This window comes from Bradyrhizobium sp. USDA 4510, from assembly GCF_054059095.1.
Window position 1 is genome coordinate 4,783,802 of the sequence record NZ_JBSSBT010000001.1, and the last position, 20,030, is coordinate 4,803,831.

Below are 20,030 nucleotides of genomic sequence, written 5' to 3' on the forward strand. Positions count from 1 at the left end.
AATACCCTAGCCTTGCATCGCGCCGCCGCGCTAGATTGCTGCTTCGCGCGCCAATGCGCGAAGGGAGCCAAATCAAGGTGCCGAAGAGCACAGCGAAAACGGGCGGCGTGACGGCTCCCGAGAAAGTGCCCACCTCGTCCACGTCAGCGCCGGGCGCGCGCGGCTGGCGCGACTATGCGCTGCTGCTGGCGCTGGCCTGCTGCTGGAGCTCCACCTATCCATTGACCAAGATCGGGCTCGGCTCGATCCCGCCGGTCACCTTCATTTCCGCGCGCTCGCTGGTGGCCGCCGCCTTCCTGCTCATCGTGCTGCGCATCCGCGGCATCCGCATCCCGACCGACCTCAAGGCCTGGAAGCTGTTCGCCTTCCAGCAGACCATCAACTCCACGATCCCGTTTTTGGTGATCACCTGGGCGCAGCTTTACGTGCCGGCATCCAACACCGTGGTGCTGGCCTCGACGACGCCGATCTTCGCCTTCCTCATCACCTGGGCGATCACGCGACACGAGCCGGCCTCGCTGCTCAAGCTGGTCGGCGCGATCCTCGGCCTCGCCGGCACGGTCGCGATCATCGGCCTCGACGCACTCTCAGGCTTCGGCAAGGAGATCTTCGCCGAGATCGCGATCCTGCTCGCCACCGTCTCGTTCGCCTGCGCCACGATCTTCGGGCTTCGGCTGTCGGACTATGATCCGATGGTCGTGGCGGCCGGCTCGCTGTTGTTCGGCGGCACCGTGCTGCTGCCGGTCGCCCTGATCGTCGACCATCCCTGGACCCTGCACCCGACGCCGCAGGCGCTGGTCGCCACCGTCGTGATGGGCATCTTCTCCAGCGCGTTCGGCCTGATGCTGTTCTACATGTGCCTGACGCGGCTCGGCACGCTGACGACGAATGCGCAAGGTTATCTTCGCATTCCGATCGGCGTCGCGCTGTCGGTGATCCTGCTCGGGGAATCCGTGCCGTCGAATCTCGCGCTCGGCCTCGTGCTGGTCATGGCCGGCGTCGCCGCGATGACGGTGCCGGGCGAAGCAGTCAAACGGTGGCTGCGCAGGCTTTAGCTGCTGCTCATCGAATCTGACAGACCCGCTATTTGCGGTCGCCTATCTCGCTTCACAGCGCGCTTTGCGCTCCTCTTCGGCGCGCTTCGCACGCTCCGATCTCGCCTGCTTTTCCTCCGCCGAAAGCACCTCCTCGATGACCTTCGTCTCTTGTGCGGGTCCATCGTAGGCATCATCGAATCCGGCGAGCGGCACGGTCAGGCTGATCGGCGAATTGGCCTTATCGAAGGCTTCCAGAGTGAGCGCATGCGCTTGCTTGAGCTGATCGACCATTTCCGGTCCGGCGTCGTAGTCAGCCGTGCAACCGTAGGCAAAGCAGCCCGCGTAGGGCCGCTCAATCGCTTGTTCCTGATCGATAATGATCCGAACACCACGTTCGACTATCACCCGGGTCGGCAAGAAAACGCGCAACGTCTTCCTGGAATCTCCGGTGCGCGCGATCAGCGCGGCTGCCACGACTGCCCCGCAGTCTATGTTCTCTATCTTCGATCGCCCCTCTCGCCCGACAATGCAGGTGTCGGCTATGCAGAACTTCGTCCAGGGGGGATAAGTCAACGTAGCCTGTTCGCCGGCTACTGGGCCGGCAACCAGCCAAGCAAGCGCCATGCCGGCGCAGCAACGCAAGATCACACGGCGCATGGCCGCTTTCCCCGATCAGACCTGAACTCAGGCTCGTCGCGGACTGTGTCCGCATCAGGGCGTTGCACGCCGCAGAAATGCTACTTCTTGTCGTCCTTCGCAACGTCGCGGGTCACGAGTTGCTGCAGCACCTCGGCGCGCGAGTTCATTGGCGTCGGGTACGACCGTCGACAGGTCGACGAACCGCTTCTTCACCGCTTCGCTCGCACTCGGGCGCAGCCATGCGGGCGACGATGCTGGACCCCGGCTTATTGCACGCTGACCAGCGTGAGGTCGACGAACCACGATTGGGGCGACACAAAACCCTTCACCTTCGGACTCATCGCGCGAGGGTTCAGATCGTGGACAATATAGAGCCAGGGCGGATCGTCGACGAGGCGCTCATGCGCCTTGCGGTAAGCCGCCGAGATCACTTTCGGATCGGTCGCTTCCGAAATCGTCTTGAGTGCGGCTTCGAACTCGTCGTCCTTCCATTGCTCGAAATTGAAACCGTTCGGTGAAAAATTGGCGGCCAGGAAATAGCGCGCCATCACGCCGGCGTCCGACGAAGGCGAGCTGATATTGAGCGCCATGGCGCCGCGCAAAGTTGAGCTGTCGGGCGTGGCCCGGGCCGCCGTCAGGAGCACCTGCCACTCGATGACGTCGAATTCCACATCGACCCCGCAGGCTTCCTTCAGGTTCTGCTGCAGGAATTCGTTCATCGGCAGGGGCAGCATCTGCCCCGAGCCTGAATTCGAGATCAGCACCTTGAACGCCAATGGCTTCGCCGACGTGTAACCCGCCTCGGCAAGCAGCGCCTTGCCCTTGGTCGGATCGAACTTGTAGTGATTGACCGGCGCGCCGAAATCGGGATCGCTGGCCTTGAGCCAGCCGACCGACGGCTCTGCGGTCCCGTTGAGCAGGGACACCAGCCCGTCCCGATCGATGCAGTAGTTCAGGGCCTGGCGAACCCTGACGTCCTTGAACGGGCTGTTGGCGGCGCCGATGTTGTAGAACCACGGCCAGACATGCGGATAGGAGCCGGTGGTAATGGTGAAGCCGGCGGATTTCAGCGAGTCGACGCCATCGGCCGGCGGCACTTCGATCCAGTCGACCTGGCCGGCACGCAAGGCGGCCAGCCGCGAATTGGCCTCGGGGATCGGCAGCAACACGACATTGTCGACCTTCGCTGTCTTGCTCGTGTCCCAATACTTGTCCCAACGCGCCAGATCTGCCTCTTGCCGCGGCACAATCCTGGTGATGCGGAACGGCCCGGTGCCGGCAGCCGGCAACGTCGCGACCTTGGCCCAGTCGCGGCCGGCCTTTTCGAATGAGGCGGGCGAGGTGAACAGAAGATAGACCGCCATATAGGGAAAATAGGATGCCGGCTTCGTCGTCGAGATCGCCACCGTTGCGTCATCGATCTTCCGGTAACTGCCCATCACCGGGACCCGCGCCCGCGACATCGCCGAACTCGGCGGCTCAAATTGCGGGCTCTCGCTGTTGAAGTAGCGATCGAGATTCCAGATCACGGCATCGGCATTGAAATCGGTACCATCGTGGAATTTGACGCCCTGGCGCAGATGGAAAATCCAGGTCTTGTTGTCGACGGGGTCCTGTTCCCATTTCTCCGCGAGTCCGGGACGCAAAGTCGCCAAGCGGTCGGTTCCGCTCAGATTCCACAGCACCAAACCTTCAAAGATCGGATAACCGAGAAAGCGCATGCCTTCGAAGCCGTTATTCGGCAGCCCGGTGGCCGTCGGGATATCGGACGCCGTCATGGCGATGCGCAACGTGGTCTCGGCCATCGCCCAATGCGACCACAGCAGCGCGCATAGGAACGCAATCGTGCAGTGAGCCTTGCGAATGAGCATGATGCGCTCCCGTCCTGATCGATCGGGAGATCACCAGCAAATTTCAGGCCAGTCTGGAGAGCGGCTGACGCAAGGCTCGCCGCCTCGGCGACCGCGTCGAGGGCAGAGCCAACGCAGCGACGATGACCCTCTACTTCTTATCGTCCGCCAGCAGCGTGCGGTATTTCGCGACGTCGCGGGTCACGAGCTGCTGCAGCGCCTCGGGCGCGAGCTCATTGGCGTCGGGGGCGACGGTCGACAGGTCGGCGAAGCGCTTCTTCACCGCCTCGCTCGCAACCGCGGTGCGCGCGGCGGCGTTGAGCTTGGCGATGATCTCGGGCGGTGTGCCCTTCGGCGCGAACAGGCCGTTCCAGCCCTGCGCCTCGAACTCGGGCAGTCCGGCCTCGGCCGAGGTCGGCAGTTCCGGCAACGACGCAAGCCGTACCGTCGAGCCGACGACGACCGCTTTCACCAGCTTGTCGTCGACCGCCTGCGACACCGAGGCCGCGGCATCGCAGACGCCGTCGATCTGACTGCCGATCGCGTCCGTCAGCGCAAGCGCCGCGCCGCGATAGCCGACCAGCTGCACGTCGATGCCGGCGGCATGAACAAAACTCTTGCAGATCAGGTAATTCGAGGAGCCCACGCCGGCATGGCCGAGATTGACCTTGCCCGGATTGTTCCTGGCGTAGTCGATGAATTCCTTGAGGTCCTTGGCCGGAAAATCCTTGCGCAGCGCGACGATGCCGAAGGTCTTGGCGACCACGGCGATCGGCGCGAAGGAGTCAGGCGTAAACGGCAGCTTCGGATAGATCGTGTAGGTCGCGGCGTTGGTGCCGGCATTGCCGATCGCGATGGTGTAGCCGTCCGGCTCGGCGCGCGCGGCGCGGGCGAGCGCGGTCGAGCCGCCGGCGCCGCCGACATTCTCGATGATGATGCTCTGGCCGAGCGCCGTGCCCATCTGGTCGGCGACCGCGCGGGCGATGACGTCGGAGGTGCCGCCGGCCGTGAACGGCACGATCATCGTGATCGGACGCTTCGGGAAGTCCTGGGCGTAGGCCGACGTCGCAAGCAGAAGCGCCGCAGCCGCGGCAACGCACCACCGCCGCAGCATTTTATTCTGACGCGTTTTCTTCACGCGAACCGGTCCCCACTTCGCTCGAAAACGCTATGGTGATTACGCCGCCTTTTCGAACTGCTGGACCAGGCCTGCGAACAGGCCGCGGCCGTCGGTGCAGCCCATGATCTCTTCGACGTGGTTTTCCGGATGCGGCATCATGCCGAGCACGTTGCCGCGCTCATTGACGATGCCGGCGATCGAATGCGCGGCGCCGTTCAGATTGGAGGCCTCGTCGACCACGCCCTCCGGCGAGCAGTAGCGGTACAGCACCCGCCCGTCGCCTTCGAGCCGCTTCAGCGTCTCTTCGTCCGCCTCGTAATTGCCTTCGCCGTGAGCCACCGGCACGCGGATCACCTGGCCGGCATTGTAGCCGCGGGTGAAGGGCGTGTCGGAACGCTCGACGCGCATATGCACGTCGCGGCAGATGAACTTCAGCCCGGCATTGCGCATCAGCACGCCCGGTAGCAGCCCCGACTCGCAGAGGATCTGGAAGCCGTTGCAGACGCCGAGCACGAGCCCGCCCTTGGCGGCGAAGTCGCGCACCGCGTCCATCACCGGCGCGCGCGCCGCGATCGCGCCGCAGCGCAGGTAATCGCCATAGGAGAAGCCGCCGGGCACCACCACGAGGTCCGTGCCTTTGGGCAGCGCGGTCTCGGCGTGCCAGACCATCGCGGTCTCATTGCCGGATGCGAGCTTGAGCGCGCGCGCCATGTCGCGCTCGCGGTTGATGCCGGGGAAGACGAGGACGGCTGATTTCATGGAGTTGGTACTTCGTTCAATTCGAGACGTGTCTCTATGCGGTCAAGACGCCCTTCGTGGCGAACCAGCGTCGCGTGAATACCGGAAATCTCCTGGAACACGCCGGTAATTTCCTGGCGGATACCATTCTGAGACGTTCGCGATGCCTGCATTTCCTGCTTCAACTCATCGATCTTGCCGTCGACCTGAGCCAAACGCGCCTGGACCGATTTCATCACTTCGAACATCAGCTCCATCGTCACGTCGGCCATTTGCTCGCCCCTTACGCCTTCAGTTCGATGGCATAATTCTCGATCACGGTATTCGCCAACAACTTGTCGGCGGCGGCCTTCAGCGCCGCTTCCGCCTTGGCCTTGTCGGTCGCGGCGAGCTCGATGTCGAACACCTTGCCCTGGCGAACGCTGGCGACGCCGTCGACGCCGAGCGATTTCAGCGCACCCTCGATCGCCTTGCCCTGCGGATCGAGGATGCCCGACTTCAATGTCACAGTCACACGTGCCTTCACGGTCGTCCCTTCAGCTTAGCTCTTCACCAGCACCGGGCCGCTACCGGCCGGCCGCTCGTTTTCAATCAGAATGCCGAGCCGCTTGGCGACCTCGGTGTAGGCCTCGAGCAGGCCACCCAGATCCCTGCGGAAACGGTCCTTGTCGAGCTTCTCGTTCGACTTGATGTCCCACAGCCGGCAGGAGTCCGGCGAGATCTCGTCGGCGACGATGATCCGCATCATCTCGTTCTCGAACAGCCGTCCGCACTCCATCTTGAAGTCGACGAGGCGGATACCGATGCCGAGGAAGAGGCCGGTCAGGAAGTCGTTGACGCGGATGGCCAGCGCCATGATGTCGTCGATCTCCTGCGGCGTCGCCCAGCCGAAGGCGGTGATGTGCTCTTCCGACACCATGGGGTCGTTGAGCTGGTCGTTCTTGTAATAGAACTCGATGATCGAGCGCGGCAGCTGGGTGCCCTCCTCGATCCCGAGCCGCTGCGACAGCGAGCCGGCGGCGACGTTCCGCACCACCACCTCGAGCGGCACGATCTCGACCTCGCGAATCAGCTGCTCGCGCATGTTGAGGCGGCGGATGAAGTGGGTCGGCACCCCGATGTCGTTGAGGTGCTGAAACAGGTACTCCGAAATCCGGTTGTTGAGGACGCCCTTGCCCTCGATCACCTGGTGTTTCTTGGCGTTGAACGCGGTCGCGTCGTCCTTGAAGTGCTGGATCAGGGTTCCCGGCTCGGGGCCTTCGTAAAGCACCTTGGCCTTGCCTTCATAAATACGGCGTCGACGGCTCATTGGGATGTACCGTGTTTTGTTGAAATCCATGGATTTGGGTGCTCCGGATGACTTGGGGTTACGACCCACGACGGAGCTGCCGCGGAGGCCTGGAACCTGGGCAATCCAACTGGAAACAGAACAAGAACCATGCCTGTTGGCAACCTATCCGATTGGCCCATCCAGCACAATCGATAGTGCCCCCTTGAGGGCACTTATACCGCCCTATCATAAAGGGCCGATTCCGCCAGTTTTGCCTGCGGCTTAACGGCTCGTTGTCTTGCCGATTCCTCCCACCTATCTAGGCAGGCATCGGGGTTGCCGCAACGCGCGGCGGCCCTCATTCAGCAAGGGAATTGGAACTTCAGCCATGAGCGAATTCAACAAGCGCGAGGAAGGTTTCGAGAAGAAGTTCGCCCTCGACGAGGAGCAGAAGTTCAAGGCTGAAGCCCGCCGGAACAAGCTGCTCGGCCTGTGGGCGGCCGAGAAGCTCGGCATCACGGGCGATGCCGCCAGCGCCTATGCCAAGGAAGTGGTCGCCGCCGACTTCGAGGAAGCCGGCGACAATGACGTGCTGCACAAGGTTCTGAAGGACCTCACGGCCAAGGGGCAACCCGCCACCGAGCGCGATATCCGCGCCAAGATGGACGAGCTGCTGGCGATGGCCGCGGCGCAGGTCAAGGCGGGAAGCTGAGTTCCCCGGACATCCTACCAAGTCGACCTTTACGCGCGCCGGACACCGTTCCGGCGCGACGTGTTTGTGCCCCTCGTCTTGGTGAAGTCGGCACGGAGGATGTCGAGCAGACGGCGTGAGGCGGCGCTGAGGAAGCCGCCGTGCCGTGTCACGGCGACGACCTCGTGGCTTGCGGCGAGATCGCCGACGCGGATCGTCGCGATCCTCGAGCTACCCAATTCCTCCGCCGCATTGCTTTGTGACAGCAGCGCGATCCCGAGCCCGGCCTCGACCAGGCGCTTCTGCGCCGTCAGGCTGTCGACCGGCGTCCAGGCGACCTCGCCGAGCCCGTGCGTCAGGAACAGGGCGAAGACGTGCGAGGCGGTGATTTCGCGGCGTCCCGGCACCTCCGGGAAGGCGATCCAGCGCTCATCCCTGAGATCGGCAAGCTTGCCGACCCGGCGTCCCGCCAGCGGATGGTCCGGCGCGCAGACCACCCCGAGCGGCTCGGCAAACAGCACCTCGCAATCGAGGTCGCGCGAGCGGTCGCGGTCGTAACGCAACCCGATCGTCGCCTCGCCGCGCCGGATCAGGTCGCTGACCTCGGCGCTGGTCGCGGTGCGCAGCGTCAGCGCAACGTCCGGGTGCCGGCGGGCAAAGCGCTTCAATACGTTCGAGAGCCGCTCGCCGGCGAGGGTACCGGTCACCGCCAGCGCCACCGGGCCGGAATTGCCGCGCAGCAGCGCGCGCACCGCGTTCTCGGCATCCTGCGCCGCCGCCACCGCCCGTTCGGCATAGGGCACCATCACCCGCCCGGCATCGCTCAGCCGCGTCTTGCCCGCGATCCGCTCGAACAGGGGCACCCCGAGCTCCTGCTCGAGCAGCCCTATGCGCCGCGAAATCGCCGGCTGCGAGCGGTGCAGCGCCTTGGCGGCATGCGAGATCCCGCCGCGCCGATGCACCACCAGGAACGTGTTGAGCGCGTCGCTGTCCATCGCCCTCCCCATGCAAAAAGCTGATGATATCGAGAGAAATACAAATTTGTCTGATGGGCGATACCGCCCTATCGCTGCTTTCAGTCGCTTTTGACAACAGCAGGAGTTCACATGCGCACCCAGGCGGACAAGGCAGCACGGTTTCGCGAGCTGCATCAGCGGCCCGGCACCTTCATCATTCCAAATCCGTGGGACGCCGGAACGGCGAAGCTGCTCGCATCCATGGGCTTCGAGGCGCTCGCAACCACCAGCCTCGGGCTCGCCAATACGCTCGGCCGTTCGACGGTCAGCCTCGATGAGATCATCGAGAATTGCCGGGTGATCGCCGAGGCCACCGACCTGCCCGTCAATGCCGATCTGGAAAAATGCGGCGCCGACATGCCGAAGCTCGCGGCCGAGGCGATCCGCTTCGCCGCCGAGGCCGGCGCGGTCGGCGGCTCGATCGAGGACTCGACCGGCGACCCGCAGCGCCCGATCTATGACTTCTCGCTGGCGGTCGAGCGGGTCCAGGCCGCGGTCGAGGCCGCACGGGCGCTGCCGTTCCCGTTCACGCTGACGGCGCGGGCGGAAAACTTCCTGCACGGCCGCAAGGACCTCGACGACACCATCAAGCGGCTACAGGCGTTCGAGGCCGCCGGCGCCGACGTGCTGTATTCGCCGGGCCTCTACGATCTCGCCACCATCAAGACCGTGGTGTCATCGATCAACAAGCCGTTCAACCTCGTGATGGGCTTTGCCGATCCGACCCTGACCGTCGAGCAACTCGCCGCCGCCGGCGTCAAGCGCATCAGCGTCGGCGGCGCGATGCAGCGCCACGCGCTGGCTGCGTTCCTGCGCTGTGCCCGCGAGATGAAGGACAACGGCGCATTCGGCTTCGTCCGCGACATGGCGCCGGTGAAGGAGGTCCGCGCGGCATTCGCCGCAGCGAAAGGCGAATAGGGCGCAGCGAATAGCTAATCGGAAAGCATCCATTCGCTATTCGCGCTTCTCTCATCTCCTCGAAATCCGTCTTCCGACAAGTCGCCACTCACGTCGCGGCGTGCCTTGAGCGGCCGCGATTCTCAGTCTGCGCACGACATATATGGTCTCCTCCTCCAGGGTGAGTGAACAGCTTCACACAACCATCGGTGAATCGGACGTAGAACACGACGGGCGCAGGCGTACGATCAGTTCATTCCAATCGATCCTGCGCACATCGATCCAATCTACACCGATGATCAGAGGCGGCGTCTCGTCGCCGTGGGGGATTTCCAAAATGAAGAGCTGGTTGTTTTCCCTGCACAAGGGCGTTGGAAACAGTCCGCAATTTTTTACGAACGTCTTCAACGGCGAGGCCTGGAGCGGCGATGTCCCGATGCCGGGGAACACCTGGATCAGCAACACGCCGGCAGCCGTCGTCTTCAACACCAACCTGTATGTGTTCTATCCGATCAACCAGTCCCTCTATTACAGGGTCTATGACGGCGAGCTGTGGACGGCGGCAGCCCAGGTGCCCAACATGGCCGGCGTCGGCGGCGGCGTGGCGGCCGCCGTGTATGACGGCCTGATCTATCTGCTGTACTCGAATCCCGGCCAGTCCGACCTGATGTACAAGACCTACGACGGCACCAGCTTCGGACCCGAGATCAACACATCCGGAACCAACCATCTCATCTCCGTCGCCTACCAGAACGTCGACACCCCGGCCGCGGTCGTGCGCGGCGACACGCTCTACGTGTTCGGCCGCGGGCCCGGCTATAGCGAACCCGGCAACATGAACCGCTTCTGGTACGCGACCTTCGACCGCAGCACCTGGCGAAGCAATCCGGTTGCCGGCACGGAACGGTCCGGGCGCAGCTTCCTACAAGGACTGGATCTACCTGTTCTTCAACGACCCCACGGGTCTCTTCTTCTTCAAGCGGTTCGACGGCATTGGCAGCTGGGGAGCCGACCGCCAGGTCCCCGACACGCCGGGCAATTTCGGCAATGCCGCGCCGGTCGTGTTCAACGACACATTGTACGTCCCGCACCAGGGGCCTAACGGCCAGTTCCTGTACAAGACGACCGACGGCGAGGACAACTGGACCAGCGACACGGCCGTGCCGAACACGGCCGGCCTGAGCTGCGGACCCGCCGCAGTGACCTTCTCGCTCTGACGCGGGGCGAAGCATGCCTGCGCCGCCCCGGATTGCCCGAGGCGGCGCCTTCCTGAATCTGGTATGCTGGCGCCAGCACCGCAAGCCCGGCCGAGCGTTACCAGACCTGACGATTCATCGCAGGTCGCGGCTTGCAGCCAGTCTCAGGCAATGCCAAGAGAGCGGGATGTCCCAAGATCACATTTCCAACGTCCTCGCCGAACGTTACGCCTCGCCCGCCATGCGCGCCATCTGGAGTGGCGAAGGCAAGGTCCGCCTCGAACGCGACTACTGGATCGCCGTGCTGAAGGCCCAGCGCGATCTCGGCATCGCGGTGCCGGATGGCGTGATCGAAAGCTACGAGCGCGTCAAGGACCAGATCAACCTGGCCTCCATCATGAAGCGGGAGCGCGTCACCCGCCACGACGTCAAGGCGCGCATCGAGGAGTTCTGCGAGCTCGCTGGTCACGAGCACCTGCACAAGGGCATGACCAGCCGCGACCTCACCGAGAACGTCGAGCAATTGCAGGTCTACCGCGCGCTGCAGCTCATCGAGACCAAGAGCATCGCCGCACTCATCCGCTTTGCCACGCGCGCGAAGCAATTGCGCGACATCCCGTTCACCGCGCGCACCCATAACGTGGCCGCGCAGGTCACGACGCTCGGCAAGCGCATCGCCATGTCCGGCGAGGAGATGCTGCTGGCGCATCAGAGCCTGGTCAATGTGCTACAGACCTATCCCGCCCGCGGCCTGAAGGGCGCGGTCGGCACCCGTCTCGATCAGATCACCCTGTTCAACGGAGATGCCGGCAAGGCGCGCGCGCTCGAGCAGCGCGTCCTCGTTCACCTCGGCCTGCCGAAGGCCCTCGATGCCGTCGGCCAGGTCTATCCGCGCAGCCTCGACTTCCGTGCGGTCAGCGTGCTCACCGAGCTCGCCAGCGGGCCCGGCAATTTCGCCAAGACCATCCGCCTGATGGCAGGCCACGAACTCGCCAGCGAAGGTTTTGCCAAGGGCCAGGTCGGCTCCTCCGCGATGCCGCACAAGATGAACAGCCGCTCCTGCGAGCGCATCAACGGCCTGCATGTGATCCTGAAGGGCTATCTCGCGATGGCCGCAGGCCTTGCCGGCGATCAGTGGAACGAAGGCGACGTCTCCTGCTCGGTCGTCCGCCGCGTCATGCTGCCCGATGCCTTCCTCGCCATGGATGGCCTGCTCGAAACTTTGCTCACGGTGCTTGACCAGATGGAGGTGTTCGAAGCCGTCGTCGAGACCGAGCTCAACCGTTATCTGCCTTTCCTGCTGACCACCACGGTGATGATGGAAGCGGTCAAGAAGGGTGCGGGCCGTGAAGGCGCCCACGAGGCGATCAAGGAGCATGCCGTCGCGGCCATCGGCGACCTGCGCACCGGCAAGATCGTGCAGAACGATCTGCTGCAGCGCCTCGCCGCCGACAAGCGTCTTGGCTTGAGCGCAGCCGAACTGCAGCACGTGCTCGACCAGGGTCGCGCCAACTCCGGCGACGCCGGCGCCCAGGTCGATTTCTTCGCCGAGCAGGTCGAGGCTTTGGCCAAGGCCAAGCCTGAGGCGGCTCGCTACAACCCGGGCACGATCCTGTAGCGATTGGTGAGGTGCGAGTAGCGAATGGGCAGGAATCCATTCGCTACTCGCCATTCGCCCCCTCGCCTTACTCTTCCTTGAAGCCGTATTCAGGCACGTTGCCGCTGGCGCCGTAATATTTGTACGGCAGGAACTTGCCGCTCATGGTGATCTTGACGCGGTCGCCCTTCGGATTGGCGACGCGCTCCAGCGCCATGTCGAAGTCGATCGCCGACATGATGCCGTCGCCGAATTCTTCTTCGATCAGCGCCTTCCAGGCTGGGCCGTTGACCATCACCATCTCGTAGAAGCGGTAGATCAGCGGATCGGTCGGCGGCATCGGCGTGCCGGTGCCGCGCGTCGGCACCTCGTTGAGCATCGCGATCTCGGCCTTCGACAGCCCGAACAATTCGCCGGCATTCGCCGCCTGCGGCTTTGTCAATTTCATCTGGCCGAGGATCGCGCCCGTGATCAGCACATCGGAATAGCCGCCGATCTTCTCGCAGATGTATTTCCAGCTCCAGCCCTTCTCGCGCTTGATGTCGAGCAGCTTCTCGGTGAGGTCTTCGCGTTTCATCAGGTTTCCTCCTTGGGCTTCAGCGCGCAGCGCTCTGCGCGGGATTGAGTTCGATGGCGCGTGGCGGCGAGACGATCACGGGCTCGCCGACGCCGGGCCGCACCGTCGGCACGTGGCGCGGATCGTGACCGGTCACCTCGGCGGCAAAGCTCTTGCTGCGGCTGACCAGGAAATCGACGATATGGTTGCGCAGCGCATAGTAATAGGGATGGCGGTGCAGATCGATACGGCCGCGCTCCTTCGGCAGCGGGTTCTCGACGATCTCGGCCAGCACGGCGCCGGGACCGTTGGTCATCAGGAATATCCTGTCGGCGAGGAAGATCGCCTCATCGACATCATGGGTGATCATGAAGGTGGTCTGCCCGGTCTCCAGGCAGATCCGCCGCACCTCGTCCTGCAGCGTGCCGCGGGTCAACGCATCCAGCGCCGAGAACGGCTCGTCCATCAGCATGATCTTCGGGGTGATCGACAGCGCCCGCGCGATGCCGACGCGCTGTTTCATGCCGCCGGAGAGCTCGGACGGATGCTTGTGCTCGGAGCCGGTGAGCCCGACGAGATCGATGAACTTCTGCGCATGCGCCTTCACCCGCGCACGGTCCCATTTGCGCCATTTCGAGCTGACAGCATAGGCGACATTGCCCGACACGGTGCGCCACGGCAGCAGCGCATGGCTTTGGAAGATCACAGCGCGGTCGAGGCTGGTGCCCTCGATCCCCTGCCCGTCGACGATCACCGTGCCCTCGCTCGGCTCGTCGAGGCCGGCGAGGATGTTCAGCACCGTGGTCTTGCCGCAGCCGGAATGGCCGATCACGCAGCCGAACTCGCCGCGCGCCATCGACAGCCAGAAATTCTCGAACACCGTGGTGACGCCGCCGCCGGCGCCGGGATAGCGCCGCGCAATGCCCTCGATCGAAATGAACTTGTCGGTCATCCGCGGTAGCTCCACGAATGGACTGCGCTCCCTCGCCCCGCTCTTCGCCGGGAGAGGGTTGGGAGGGGCTTCCTCCGCGAGCACGGCGGCAGATAGACTCGCGGAAACTCCCCCTCACCCGATCGCTTCGCAATCGACCTCTCCCCGCAGGCGGGGCGAGGTGAAGGGGCTGCAATGCGGCTGTCGGTCATCGCTACTCCGGAAACGTCACCATGCGCGTGAACCGCGCCAGCACCTGGTCGAGCAGCATGCCGACGAGGCCGATCAAGAGGATTGCGATGATCACATTGGTGATCGACAGGTTATTCCACTCGTTCCAGACGAAATAGCCGATGCCGGTACCGCCGACGAGCATCTCGGCGGCGACGATCACGAGCCAGGCGATCCCGATCGAGATCCGCATGCCCGTCAGGATCGTCGGCGCCGCCGCCGGCAGGATCACGGTGAAGGCGCGCCTGATGGTGCCGACCTCGAGCGTGCGCGCGACGTTGATCCACTCCTTGCGCACACCCGCGACCCCAAACGCGGTGTTGAGCAGCATCGGCCACACCGAGCAGATGAAAATGACAAAGATCGCCGAGATCGAGGAATCCTTGATCGTGTAGAGCGCGAGCGGCATCCAGGCCAGCGGCGAGATCGGCTTCAGCACCTGGATGAACGGATCAAGCGCCCTGCTGATCAGCGGCGACATGCCGATCATGAAGCCGAGCGGGATCGCGACGACGACCGCGATCGAATAGCCGAGCCCGACGCGCCCGATCGAATAGGCGAGCTGGATGCCGAGCCCCTTGTCGTTCGGGCCATTGTCGTAGAACGGCCGCTTCAGATGCTCCCACAGCTTGGCGCCGACATCGAGCGGTCCGGGCATCGCCGACTTGCCCTGCGTCGCGGTCAGCCCCATCAGCCTGGCGTATTCGGGGCTCATGGCCGCCGTCGTGCCGCTGCTGCGGGTGGCGAGGTGCCAGGCGCCGAGGAAGGCGGCAAGCAGCGCGATCGAGACGATGGCGGCGCGAAGGCGAAGGGAGAAGGTCACGCGCACTCCCTCCCCGCGTCGTCCCTGCGAAAGCAGGGACCCATAACCACCGGCCCCAATTGTTGCGCTGAGTGTCTCCCCGCGCGCCTAACCGAGAGAGCACGGCGTATGGGTCCCTGCTTTCGCAGGGACGACACCGTGGAGAAAGCCTCGCCCGTCACGACGATTTCCTGATCTTGAAGCTCGCGAGATAATCGTCGGGCTTGGCCGGATCGAAGCTCTTGCCCATCACCGAGAACGACTTGTACGAGGTGGCGGGTGGCGCGAGGCCCATCTCGGCCATCACCTTCTTGGTATCGGTGGCGAGATAGACCTGCTCGGCGACCGCCTTGTAGTCGACGTCGCCCTTGATCTGGCCCCAGCGCTTCATCTGCGTCAGCATCCACACCGCAAAGGACTGCCAGGGGAACGGATCGAAATCGACGCGCTTCGGATCGGTCTTCACGCCACCGAGCCCGTCGGCATAGGTGCCGGTCAGCACCTGCTCCAGCACCGTCACCGGCGCGTTGATGTAGTTGGCCGGCGCAATCGCTTCCGCGATCTGCTTGCGGTTCTCGGCCTTCGCCGCGTAGCCGGTGGCATCCACGATCGCGCGGGTCAGCGCCGCGAAGGAATTCGGCGCTGTCGTGATGAACTCGCGGCTGGCGGCAAAGCTGCAGCAGGGATGGCCGTCCCAGATCTCCTTGGAGAGGATGTGCAGGAAGCCGACCCCGTCATAGATCGCGCGCTGGCAGATATTGTCGGGCGCGAGGAAACCGTCGATGTTGTCGGCGCGCAGATTGGCGACCATCTCCGGCGGCGGCACCGAGCGAAGCTGCACGTCGGTATCCGGGTCGAGCCCGTGCTCGGCGAGGTAATAGCGCAGCAGATAATTGTGCATGGAGTAGTCGAACGGAATGGCGAACTTCATGCCCTTCCAGTCCTTCGGATCGCGCCTGTCCTTGTGCTTCATGGCCAGCGTGATGCCCTGCCCGTTGATGTTCTCGATCGCAGGGACCGTGAACGGGATGGCGTTGGCGCCAAGGCCGAGCGAGATCGCGATCGGCATCGGCGCCAGCATGTGGGCGGCGTCGTATTCCTTGTTGATGGTCTTGTCGCGAATGACCGCCCAGCCGGCGGTCTTCACCACCTCGACGTTGAGGCCCTGCTTGGCATAGAAGCCGAGCGGCGCCGCCATGATGATCGGGGTCGCGCAGGTGATCGGGATGAAGCCGACCTTGAGGTCCTTCTTCTCCGGCGGTCCGGCGTCGGCGAACGCCTCTGTCGCCGTCTTCAGCGGGAAGAACTGTGACAGCGCGGCGAGCGCCGTCGCGGCGCCCACCGATTTCAGGAAAGCGCGGCGCGCGACATTCTGCGGAAACACCGCCCGCATCACCGCCGACGCGACGATGCCTTCGTAACGCTTCTGTTCGCTGAGATCGGCGACCGGCTCGCAGCGCAGCGTGCGCGCGGCCTGCTCATGCTCGGCGGCTGAGCGATGCCAGCCGCAGGCGCAACCCGATCGCGTGCGCACGCGGTCGGTATCGAAGGGATCATCTGACGTCGGCATGCTGCGCCCCATTGTCGCACCGAAACGCGGAGAACTCCGCGATCCGGTTCATTGATCGGCGTCCGGCCGCGTTTTGCGCCGCCGGACACCAACAAACATGCAGGTTCTATGCCGCCTTGCCGGTGACGACGGCCGCGGTCGGCAAGCCCTCATCGATCGGCAGCGACGGGTCGCGCGACCACTCGTTCCAGGAGCCGAAGTACATCCGCACGTCCTTCACGCCGGCGTTCTTCAGCGCCAGGAAGGTGTTCGAGGCGCGCGCGCCCTTGAAGCAGTAGAGATAGACCGGCGTGGTCTGCGAGATGCCGACGGTGGCGCATTCCGCCAGGATCTCGTCCTTCGACTTGAAGCGCGGGCCCTCGGCGGTCGGCTTCATCATGCGGTACCATTCCAGCCACACCGCGCCGGGAATGCGGCCCTTGCGCGGGCAGAAATCCTTGCCATAGGGCGAGGAGCTTTCGCCGATCCACTCGTCGACGTCGCGCACGTCGAGGATCGCAACGCCGGGCTTGCCGACCGCCGCCAGCATCGCCTTGGCGTCGATCATGATATCGCCGGCCTCCGGTACGATCGCAAAGGCGGCCTTCGCCGGCACCGCAACGTCGGTGGTCACCGCCAGGTCGGCCGCTTTCCAGGCATCGAAGCCGCCATGCAGCACCTTGATCCTGGGATAGCCCAGCATCGTCAGCAGGTAGTAGCCGCGGCAGGACTGACCGAAGCCGGAATTCATCGACTGCTCGTAGATCACCGCGGTCTCCTTGCCGGAGAGACCGGCGGCGCCGAACGCGTCGGCGAATTTTGTCTTGAGCTCGTGGATACCCTCCGGCGTCGAAGTCGCGAGGAAGGTGAAGATGTCATGCACATTGACGGCACCGGGCAAATGGCCGGCCGCATAGGCATCCGGATTTCGCGTGTCGATGATGACACACGGGTCTTTCTTGACGAGCTCGGCAAGTTCGCCGGCGGTGATCAGAACGTCCGTCATGGCAGCCTCTCCTGTCTGTGGTTGCAGTTGTGGTGGTCCCGAACTTGTTTGAGCATGATCTCCGCGCAAACGCGTTCCGCGTTTGTCGCGAGGGAAAGCCGGTTTCCACTTTTCCGGATCATGCTTCAGCCGTCCGCCAGCATCTTGCGCAGCTGCTTGGTTGCGGGCGTGACGATGGCGACGAAATAGGCCTCGCGCAGCCGGCGCTGGGCGCGGTGGCTCATCAGGTAGCCGCGCGCGCCGCAATGGAGCATCGCGGCATGCGCGAACGCGACGCTGGCATCGCCGATCCGCAGTCGCAGTGCGACGACGCGGCGCCAGTAGCTGTCATCGGCATTGTAGGGGTCGCTTGCCAGCGCCATCGCCTCCTTCTCGAACTCGGCATGGAGCTCGCGGAATTGCAGCGGCTGTTGCGGCAGATAGCGGTTGACGTGTCCGAGCGGCGCATGGACCTCGTCCATGATGTTGATGCAATCCTTCATCAGCCCAAGGCCCATGCCGGCCTGCAACAGGATGAAGCCGGCGCGGATTTTCTTGACGAACGGCGCAGCCGGCTCGGCCAGGATCAGTTCGTCCGGCACGAACACGTCGCGAAACTGGACGCCATAGGTGCCGGTGCCGTCCATCGCCAGGAACGGCTTGCAGGGCGTCAGCGTGATCGCGGGATCGGAGCAGTCGGCGAGGAACATCACGGTGCTGCCCAGCTCGCCGCTTGCGATGCCGCCCGGCTCGCCCTTGGTGCCCTCGTCCTCGCGCTCGAAGATCGTGCCGAAGTAATGGCCGGGCCCGAGGTTCGACACCCAGGGCAGCGCACCGCGGACGATGTAGCCGCCATCGACCTTGCGGCCCTTCAGCTTCAGCCGCTCGATGCCGAAGAAGCTCTTCATCGGGTTGGAGAGCCCGGTGCCGCCGAGCGCGCGCCCGCGGGCAAAGCAGTCACCGAAGCGCGCGGCGAGCTTCATGTTGGTGGAATTGGCGACGTACCAGACCAGCGTGTTCTGGCACCACGCCATGAAGGCGGTGGCGCCGCAGACCTCGCCGAGCGCGGCCATCGACTGGATGGCCCAGCGCAGGTCGGCAGGCCCCTCCTGCGGCACATGGCTGCTCCAGGCGCCGACCTTGCCGAGCCGGCGCAGGAATTCGCCGGGATAGACCGAGCCGGCATCGACCGCGGCTGCGATCGGCGCCAGCTCCTGACGGGCAAGGCGGGCAACCTCGTCCGCAATGGTCGGTGCGGGATCTTGAGCTGCGACCCGCGACAAAGCCAGTGAACCCATGGATGATCTCCGCACCTTGAATTGCCGGTCGGGCGTTTACGCGCTGACCTCGAGATTGACGGGACGGGTGAAGGTGTTGGCGACCGGCGACCACTTCTTCACATGCGCCACCAGCGCGTCGATCTCGGCCTGCGAGACCCCCTCGCACTCCATGTCGACCTTGACGCGGACGTCGGTGAAGCCGACCGGCTTCTCGCTGACGTCGCCGGTGCCCCACACCGCGGTGATGTTGAGATCGCCCTCGAGCTCGAGCTCGAGCTTGTTGACGATCCAGCCGCGATGCACGGCGTTGGCGTGCAGGCCGACAGCGAGGCAGGAGCCAAGCGCGGCGAGCGAGGCCTCGGAGGGATTGGGCGCGGTGTCGTCGCCGAGCAGGCCCGGCGGCTCGTCGACGATGTAGGGCGCGAGGTTGCGGATGTAGTTGGCGTGGCGGAACTTGCCCTCGGCCACCGTCTTGCACTTCAAGGTCTTGATCACCTTCGGGTTGGCCTTGCCGTTGGCAATCAGCTGCTCGAGCCCGCCTCTGTCGATCGGCGCGAGGCAGCCGGTCAGTGCGGTTTTCTGGGCGACAGCGGTCATCAGTTTTCTCCCTGGGAGCGATGGAATTGGTCAGGATACCGAACGGTCTGTTTCCTGCACGAAGCGTGCCAGTCCTGCCCCAAAACAAAAGCCGAAATCCCGCAGGCGCTTAAGCGGGGCTGCCTGCGGATTGATCAGGGCGCGGCTGCTCAAACGCGGTGCATCTGCGGCGCCGCCGCGATTATTTTGAGCGCAGGACGGCGCACATGCCCGCCCCCGTGAAGATGCGGCTTGATGATTTCGGCGCGCTCCGATTTACTGCCGCGCATGGCCAAATCGCTTGCGAAGAAAAAATCTGCCGCGGCGTTCACCGCCGGCGACGATGAATCGGCGCGCGGGCGCCTGCTGAACGCCGCAACCCATCTGTTCTGCAAGAACGGCATCAACGCCACCGGCATCGATGCGATCATCGACGAGGCCGGAACCGCGAAGACGACGCTCTACAAGCTGTTCGGCTCGAAGACCAACCTCGTGCATGCGGTGCTGGAGAGCGAAGGCCGCCAGTGGCGCGAATGGTTCATCGGCGCGATCGAGGCCGGCGGCGGCGATCCGCAGACCAAGCTGTCGCGGATCTTCCCTGCCCTGAAGACCTGGTTCGCCGAGGAGCGCTTCTATGGCTGCCCCTTCATCAACGCGGTCGCCGAGCACGACAAGGACGCCAAGCAGTTCCGCAACATCGCGCTGAAGCACAAGAAGGTGGTGCTGGCGCATATCGAGAAGCTCGCCGGCGAGATGGGCGCGGCCGAGCCGGCCGTGCTTGCGCACCAGCTCGCGCTCTTGATCGACGGCGCCATCGTCGCCGCCATGGTGTCGTGCGATCCGGCTGTCGCCGACACCGCGGGCCTTGCCGCCAGCAATCTGTTCGCGCCGGCCAAGGCGAAGAAGCCGAAGCGCGCCGGCGGCGCGGCCGAACAACAGCTCCTCGCCGTGTAACGCAACGGCCGCCGCAATCCGCAGCAGTTCTGCCCTTTTCACATGTGATTGTCTGCCGACGCGGCGTCCGCGCTGTTTCAGCGCGTCCGCCACCCTGGCAAGGCCGGCATTGGCG

21 protein-coding genes are annotated in these 20,030 nt (G+C 64.4%); 6 read left to right on the top strand and 15 right to left on the bottom strand.

The window, feature by feature from the left end:
- The first annotated feature begins 77 nt into the window (after window positions 1-77).
- The gene (locus ACVMDN_RS22225; protein ID WP_076828557.1) at window positions 78-1,055 is read left to right on the top strand and encodes a DMT family transporter; all 978 of its coding nucleotides are present in this window, start codon (window positions 78-80) and stop codon (window positions 1,053-1,055) included.
- A 42-nt stretch (window positions 1,056-1,097) separates the two neighbouring features.
- On the opposite strand, the gene ACVMDN_RS22230 is transcribed toward ACVMDN_RS22225, so the two are convergent.
- From ACVMDN_RS22230 to purC, 7 genes are all read right to left on the bottom strand, one after another.
- On the bottom strand, window positions 1,098-1,694 hold the full coding sequence (locus ACVMDN_RS22230; RefSeq protein ID WP_456834977.1) for an invasion associated locus B family protein: 597 nt from the start codon (window positions 1,692-1,694) through the stop codon (window positions 1,098-1,100).
- A 248-nt stretch (window positions 1,695-1,942) separates the two neighbouring features.
- Window positions 1,943-3,547: an ABC transporter substrate-binding protein gene (locus tag ACVMDN_RS22235; RefSeq protein WP_076828447.1), complete on the bottom strand. Its 1,605-nt coding sequence runs from the start codon at window positions 3,545-3,547 to the stop codon at window positions 1,943-1,945.
- A gap of 130 nt (window positions 3,548-3,677) precedes the next feature.
- Entirely contained in the window at window positions 3,678-4,640 is a 963-nt protein-coding gene (locus ACVMDN_RS22240) for a tripartite tricarboxylate transporter substrate-binding protein (RefSeq protein WP_253641021.1), read from the bottom strand.
- Window positions 4,641-4,703: 63 nt separating this feature from the next.
- Entirely contained in the window at window positions 4,704-5,405 is a 702-nt protein-coding gene (gene purQ, locus ACVMDN_RS22245; RefSeq protein ID WP_057018388.1) for a phosphoribosylformylglycinamidine synthase subunit PurQ, read from the bottom strand.
- Window positions 5,402-5,656 carry a hypothetical protein gene (locus tag ACVMDN_RS22250; RefSeq protein ID WP_057018387.1) on the bottom strand — a complete coding sequence of 85 codons (255 nt, stop codon included), beginning with the start codon at window positions 5,654-5,656 and terminating at the stop codon, window positions 5,402-5,404. Before ACVMDN_RS22250 ends, purQ begins: the two co-directional genes overlap by 4 nt.
- 11 nt (window positions 5,657-5,667) lie before the next feature.
- The gene (gene purS / locus ACVMDN_RS22255) at window positions 5,668-5,910 is read right to left on the bottom strand and encodes a phosphoribosylformylglycinamidine synthase subunit PurS (protein ID WP_057018386.1); all 243 of its coding nucleotides are present in this window, start codon (window positions 5,908-5,910) and stop codon (window positions 5,668-5,670) included.
- A 15-nt stretch (window positions 5,911-5,925) separates the two neighbouring features.
- A complete protein-coding gene (gene purC / locus ACVMDN_RS22260; RefSeq protein ID WP_016843454.1) occupies window positions 5,926-6,693 on the bottom strand; it encodes a phosphoribosylaminoimidazolesuccinocarboxamide synthase in 768 nt (255 codons plus the stop codon).
- 349 nt (window positions 6,694-7,042) lie between these two features.
- Between purC and ACVMDN_RS22265 the strand changes: the two genes are divergently transcribed.
- Window positions 7,043-7,366 (top strand): DUF1476 domain-containing protein, encoded by a 324-nt coding sequence (locus ACVMDN_RS22265; RefSeq protein ID WP_076828443.1) that lies wholly within the window; start codon window positions 7,043-7,045, stop codon window positions 7,364-7,366.
- A 29-nt stretch (window positions 7,367-7,395) separates the two neighbouring features.
- On the opposite strand, the gene ACVMDN_RS22270 is transcribed toward ACVMDN_RS22265, so the two are convergent.
- Entirely contained in the window at window positions 7,396-8,340 is a 945-nt protein-coding gene (locus tag ACVMDN_RS22270) for a LysR family transcriptional regulator (RefSeq protein WP_076828442.1), read from the bottom strand.
- Window positions 8,341-8,451: 111 nt separating this feature from the next.
- On the opposite strand from ACVMDN_RS22270, the gene ACVMDN_RS22275 reads away from it, so the two are divergent.
- The 3 genes from ACVMDN_RS22275 (at window position 8,452) to purB (ending at window position 12,072) form a co-directional block, all read left to right on the top strand.
- Window positions 8,452-9,279, top strand: coding sequence for an isocitrate lyase/PEP mutase family protein (locus ACVMDN_RS22275; RefSeq protein WP_076828440.1), 828 nt, complete (start codon window positions 8,452-8,454; stop codon window positions 9,277-9,279).
- Between the two features lie 316 nt (window positions 9,280-9,595).
- Window positions 9,596-10,360 carry a hypothetical protein gene (locus ACVMDN_RS22280; protein ID WP_253639470.1) on the top strand — a complete coding sequence of 255 codons (765 nt, stop codon included), beginning with the start codon at window positions 9,596-9,598 and terminating at the stop codon, window positions 10,358-10,360.
- Window positions 10,361-10,641: 281 nt separating this feature from the next.
- Complete coding sequence (gene purB / locus ACVMDN_RS22285; RefSeq protein WP_076828436.1) at window positions 10,642-12,072, top strand: adenylosuccinate lyase; 1,431 nt, start codon at window positions 10,642-10,644, stop codon at window positions 12,070-12,072.
- Window positions 12,073-12,139: 67 nt separating this feature from the next.
- Here the strand turns inward: purB and cynS are convergent, their stop codons facing one another.
- The 7 genes from cynS to ACVMDN_RS22320 all read right to left on the bottom strand — a co-directional run bounded on the left by cynS (window position 12,140) and on the right by ACVMDN_RS22320 (window position 18,982).
- Complete coding sequence (gene cynS / locus ACVMDN_RS22290) at window positions 12,140-12,628, bottom strand: cyanase (protein ID WP_076828434.1); 489 nt, start codon at window positions 12,626-12,628, stop codon at window positions 12,140-12,142.
- A gap of 19 nt (window positions 12,629-12,647) precedes the next feature.
- Complete coding sequence (locus ACVMDN_RS22295; protein ID WP_141340018.1) at window positions 12,648-13,559, bottom strand: ABC transporter ATP-binding protein; 912 nt, start codon at window positions 13,557-13,559, stop codon at window positions 12,648-12,650.
- A 193-nt stretch (window positions 13,560-13,752) separates the two neighbouring features.
- Window positions 13,753-14,592 carry a nitrate ABC transporter permease gene (ntrB, locus tag ACVMDN_RS22300; protein ID WP_456834976.1) on the bottom strand — a complete coding sequence of 280 codons (840 nt, stop codon included), beginning with the start codon at window positions 14,590-14,592 and terminating at the stop codon, window positions 13,753-13,755.
- A 157-nt stretch (window positions 14,593-14,749) separates the two neighbouring features.
- Window positions 14,750-16,141 (bottom strand): CmpA/NrtA family ABC transporter substrate-binding protein, encoded by a 1,392-nt coding sequence (locus ACVMDN_RS22305; RefSeq protein WP_141340020.1) that lies wholly within the window; start codon window positions 16,139-16,141, stop codon window positions 14,750-14,752.
- Window positions 16,142-16,247: 106 nt separating this feature from the next.
- Window positions 16,248-17,126, bottom strand: a complete 879-nt coding sequence (locus tag ACVMDN_RS22310) for a sulfurtransferase (RefSeq protein ID WP_141340021.1) — start codon at window positions 17,124-17,126, stop codon at window positions 16,248-16,250.
- A 125-nt stretch (window positions 17,127-17,251) separates the two neighbouring features.
- The gene (locus ACVMDN_RS22315; RefSeq protein ID WP_200844579.1) at window positions 17,252-18,403 is read right to left on the bottom strand and encodes an acyl-CoA dehydrogenase family protein; all 1,152 of its coding nucleotides are present in this window, start codon (window positions 18,401-18,403) and stop codon (window positions 17,252-17,254) included.
- Window positions 18,404-18,439: 36 nt separating this feature from the next.
- Window positions 18,440-18,982 (bottom strand): OsmC family protein, encoded by a 543-nt coding sequence (locus ACVMDN_RS22320; RefSeq protein WP_038385944.1) that lies wholly within the window; start codon window positions 18,980-18,982, stop codon window positions 18,440-18,442.
- A gap of 267 nt (window positions 18,983-19,249) precedes the next feature.
- Between ACVMDN_RS22320 and ACVMDN_RS22325 the strand changes: the two genes are divergently transcribed.
- Window positions 19,250-19,915 carry a TetR/AcrR family transcriptional regulator gene (locus tag ACVMDN_RS22325; protein ID WP_141340023.1) on the top strand — a complete coding sequence of 222 codons (666 nt, stop codon included), beginning with the start codon at window positions 19,250-19,252 and terminating at the stop codon, window positions 19,913-19,915.
- Window positions 19,916-20,030 lie beyond the last annotated feature (115 nt).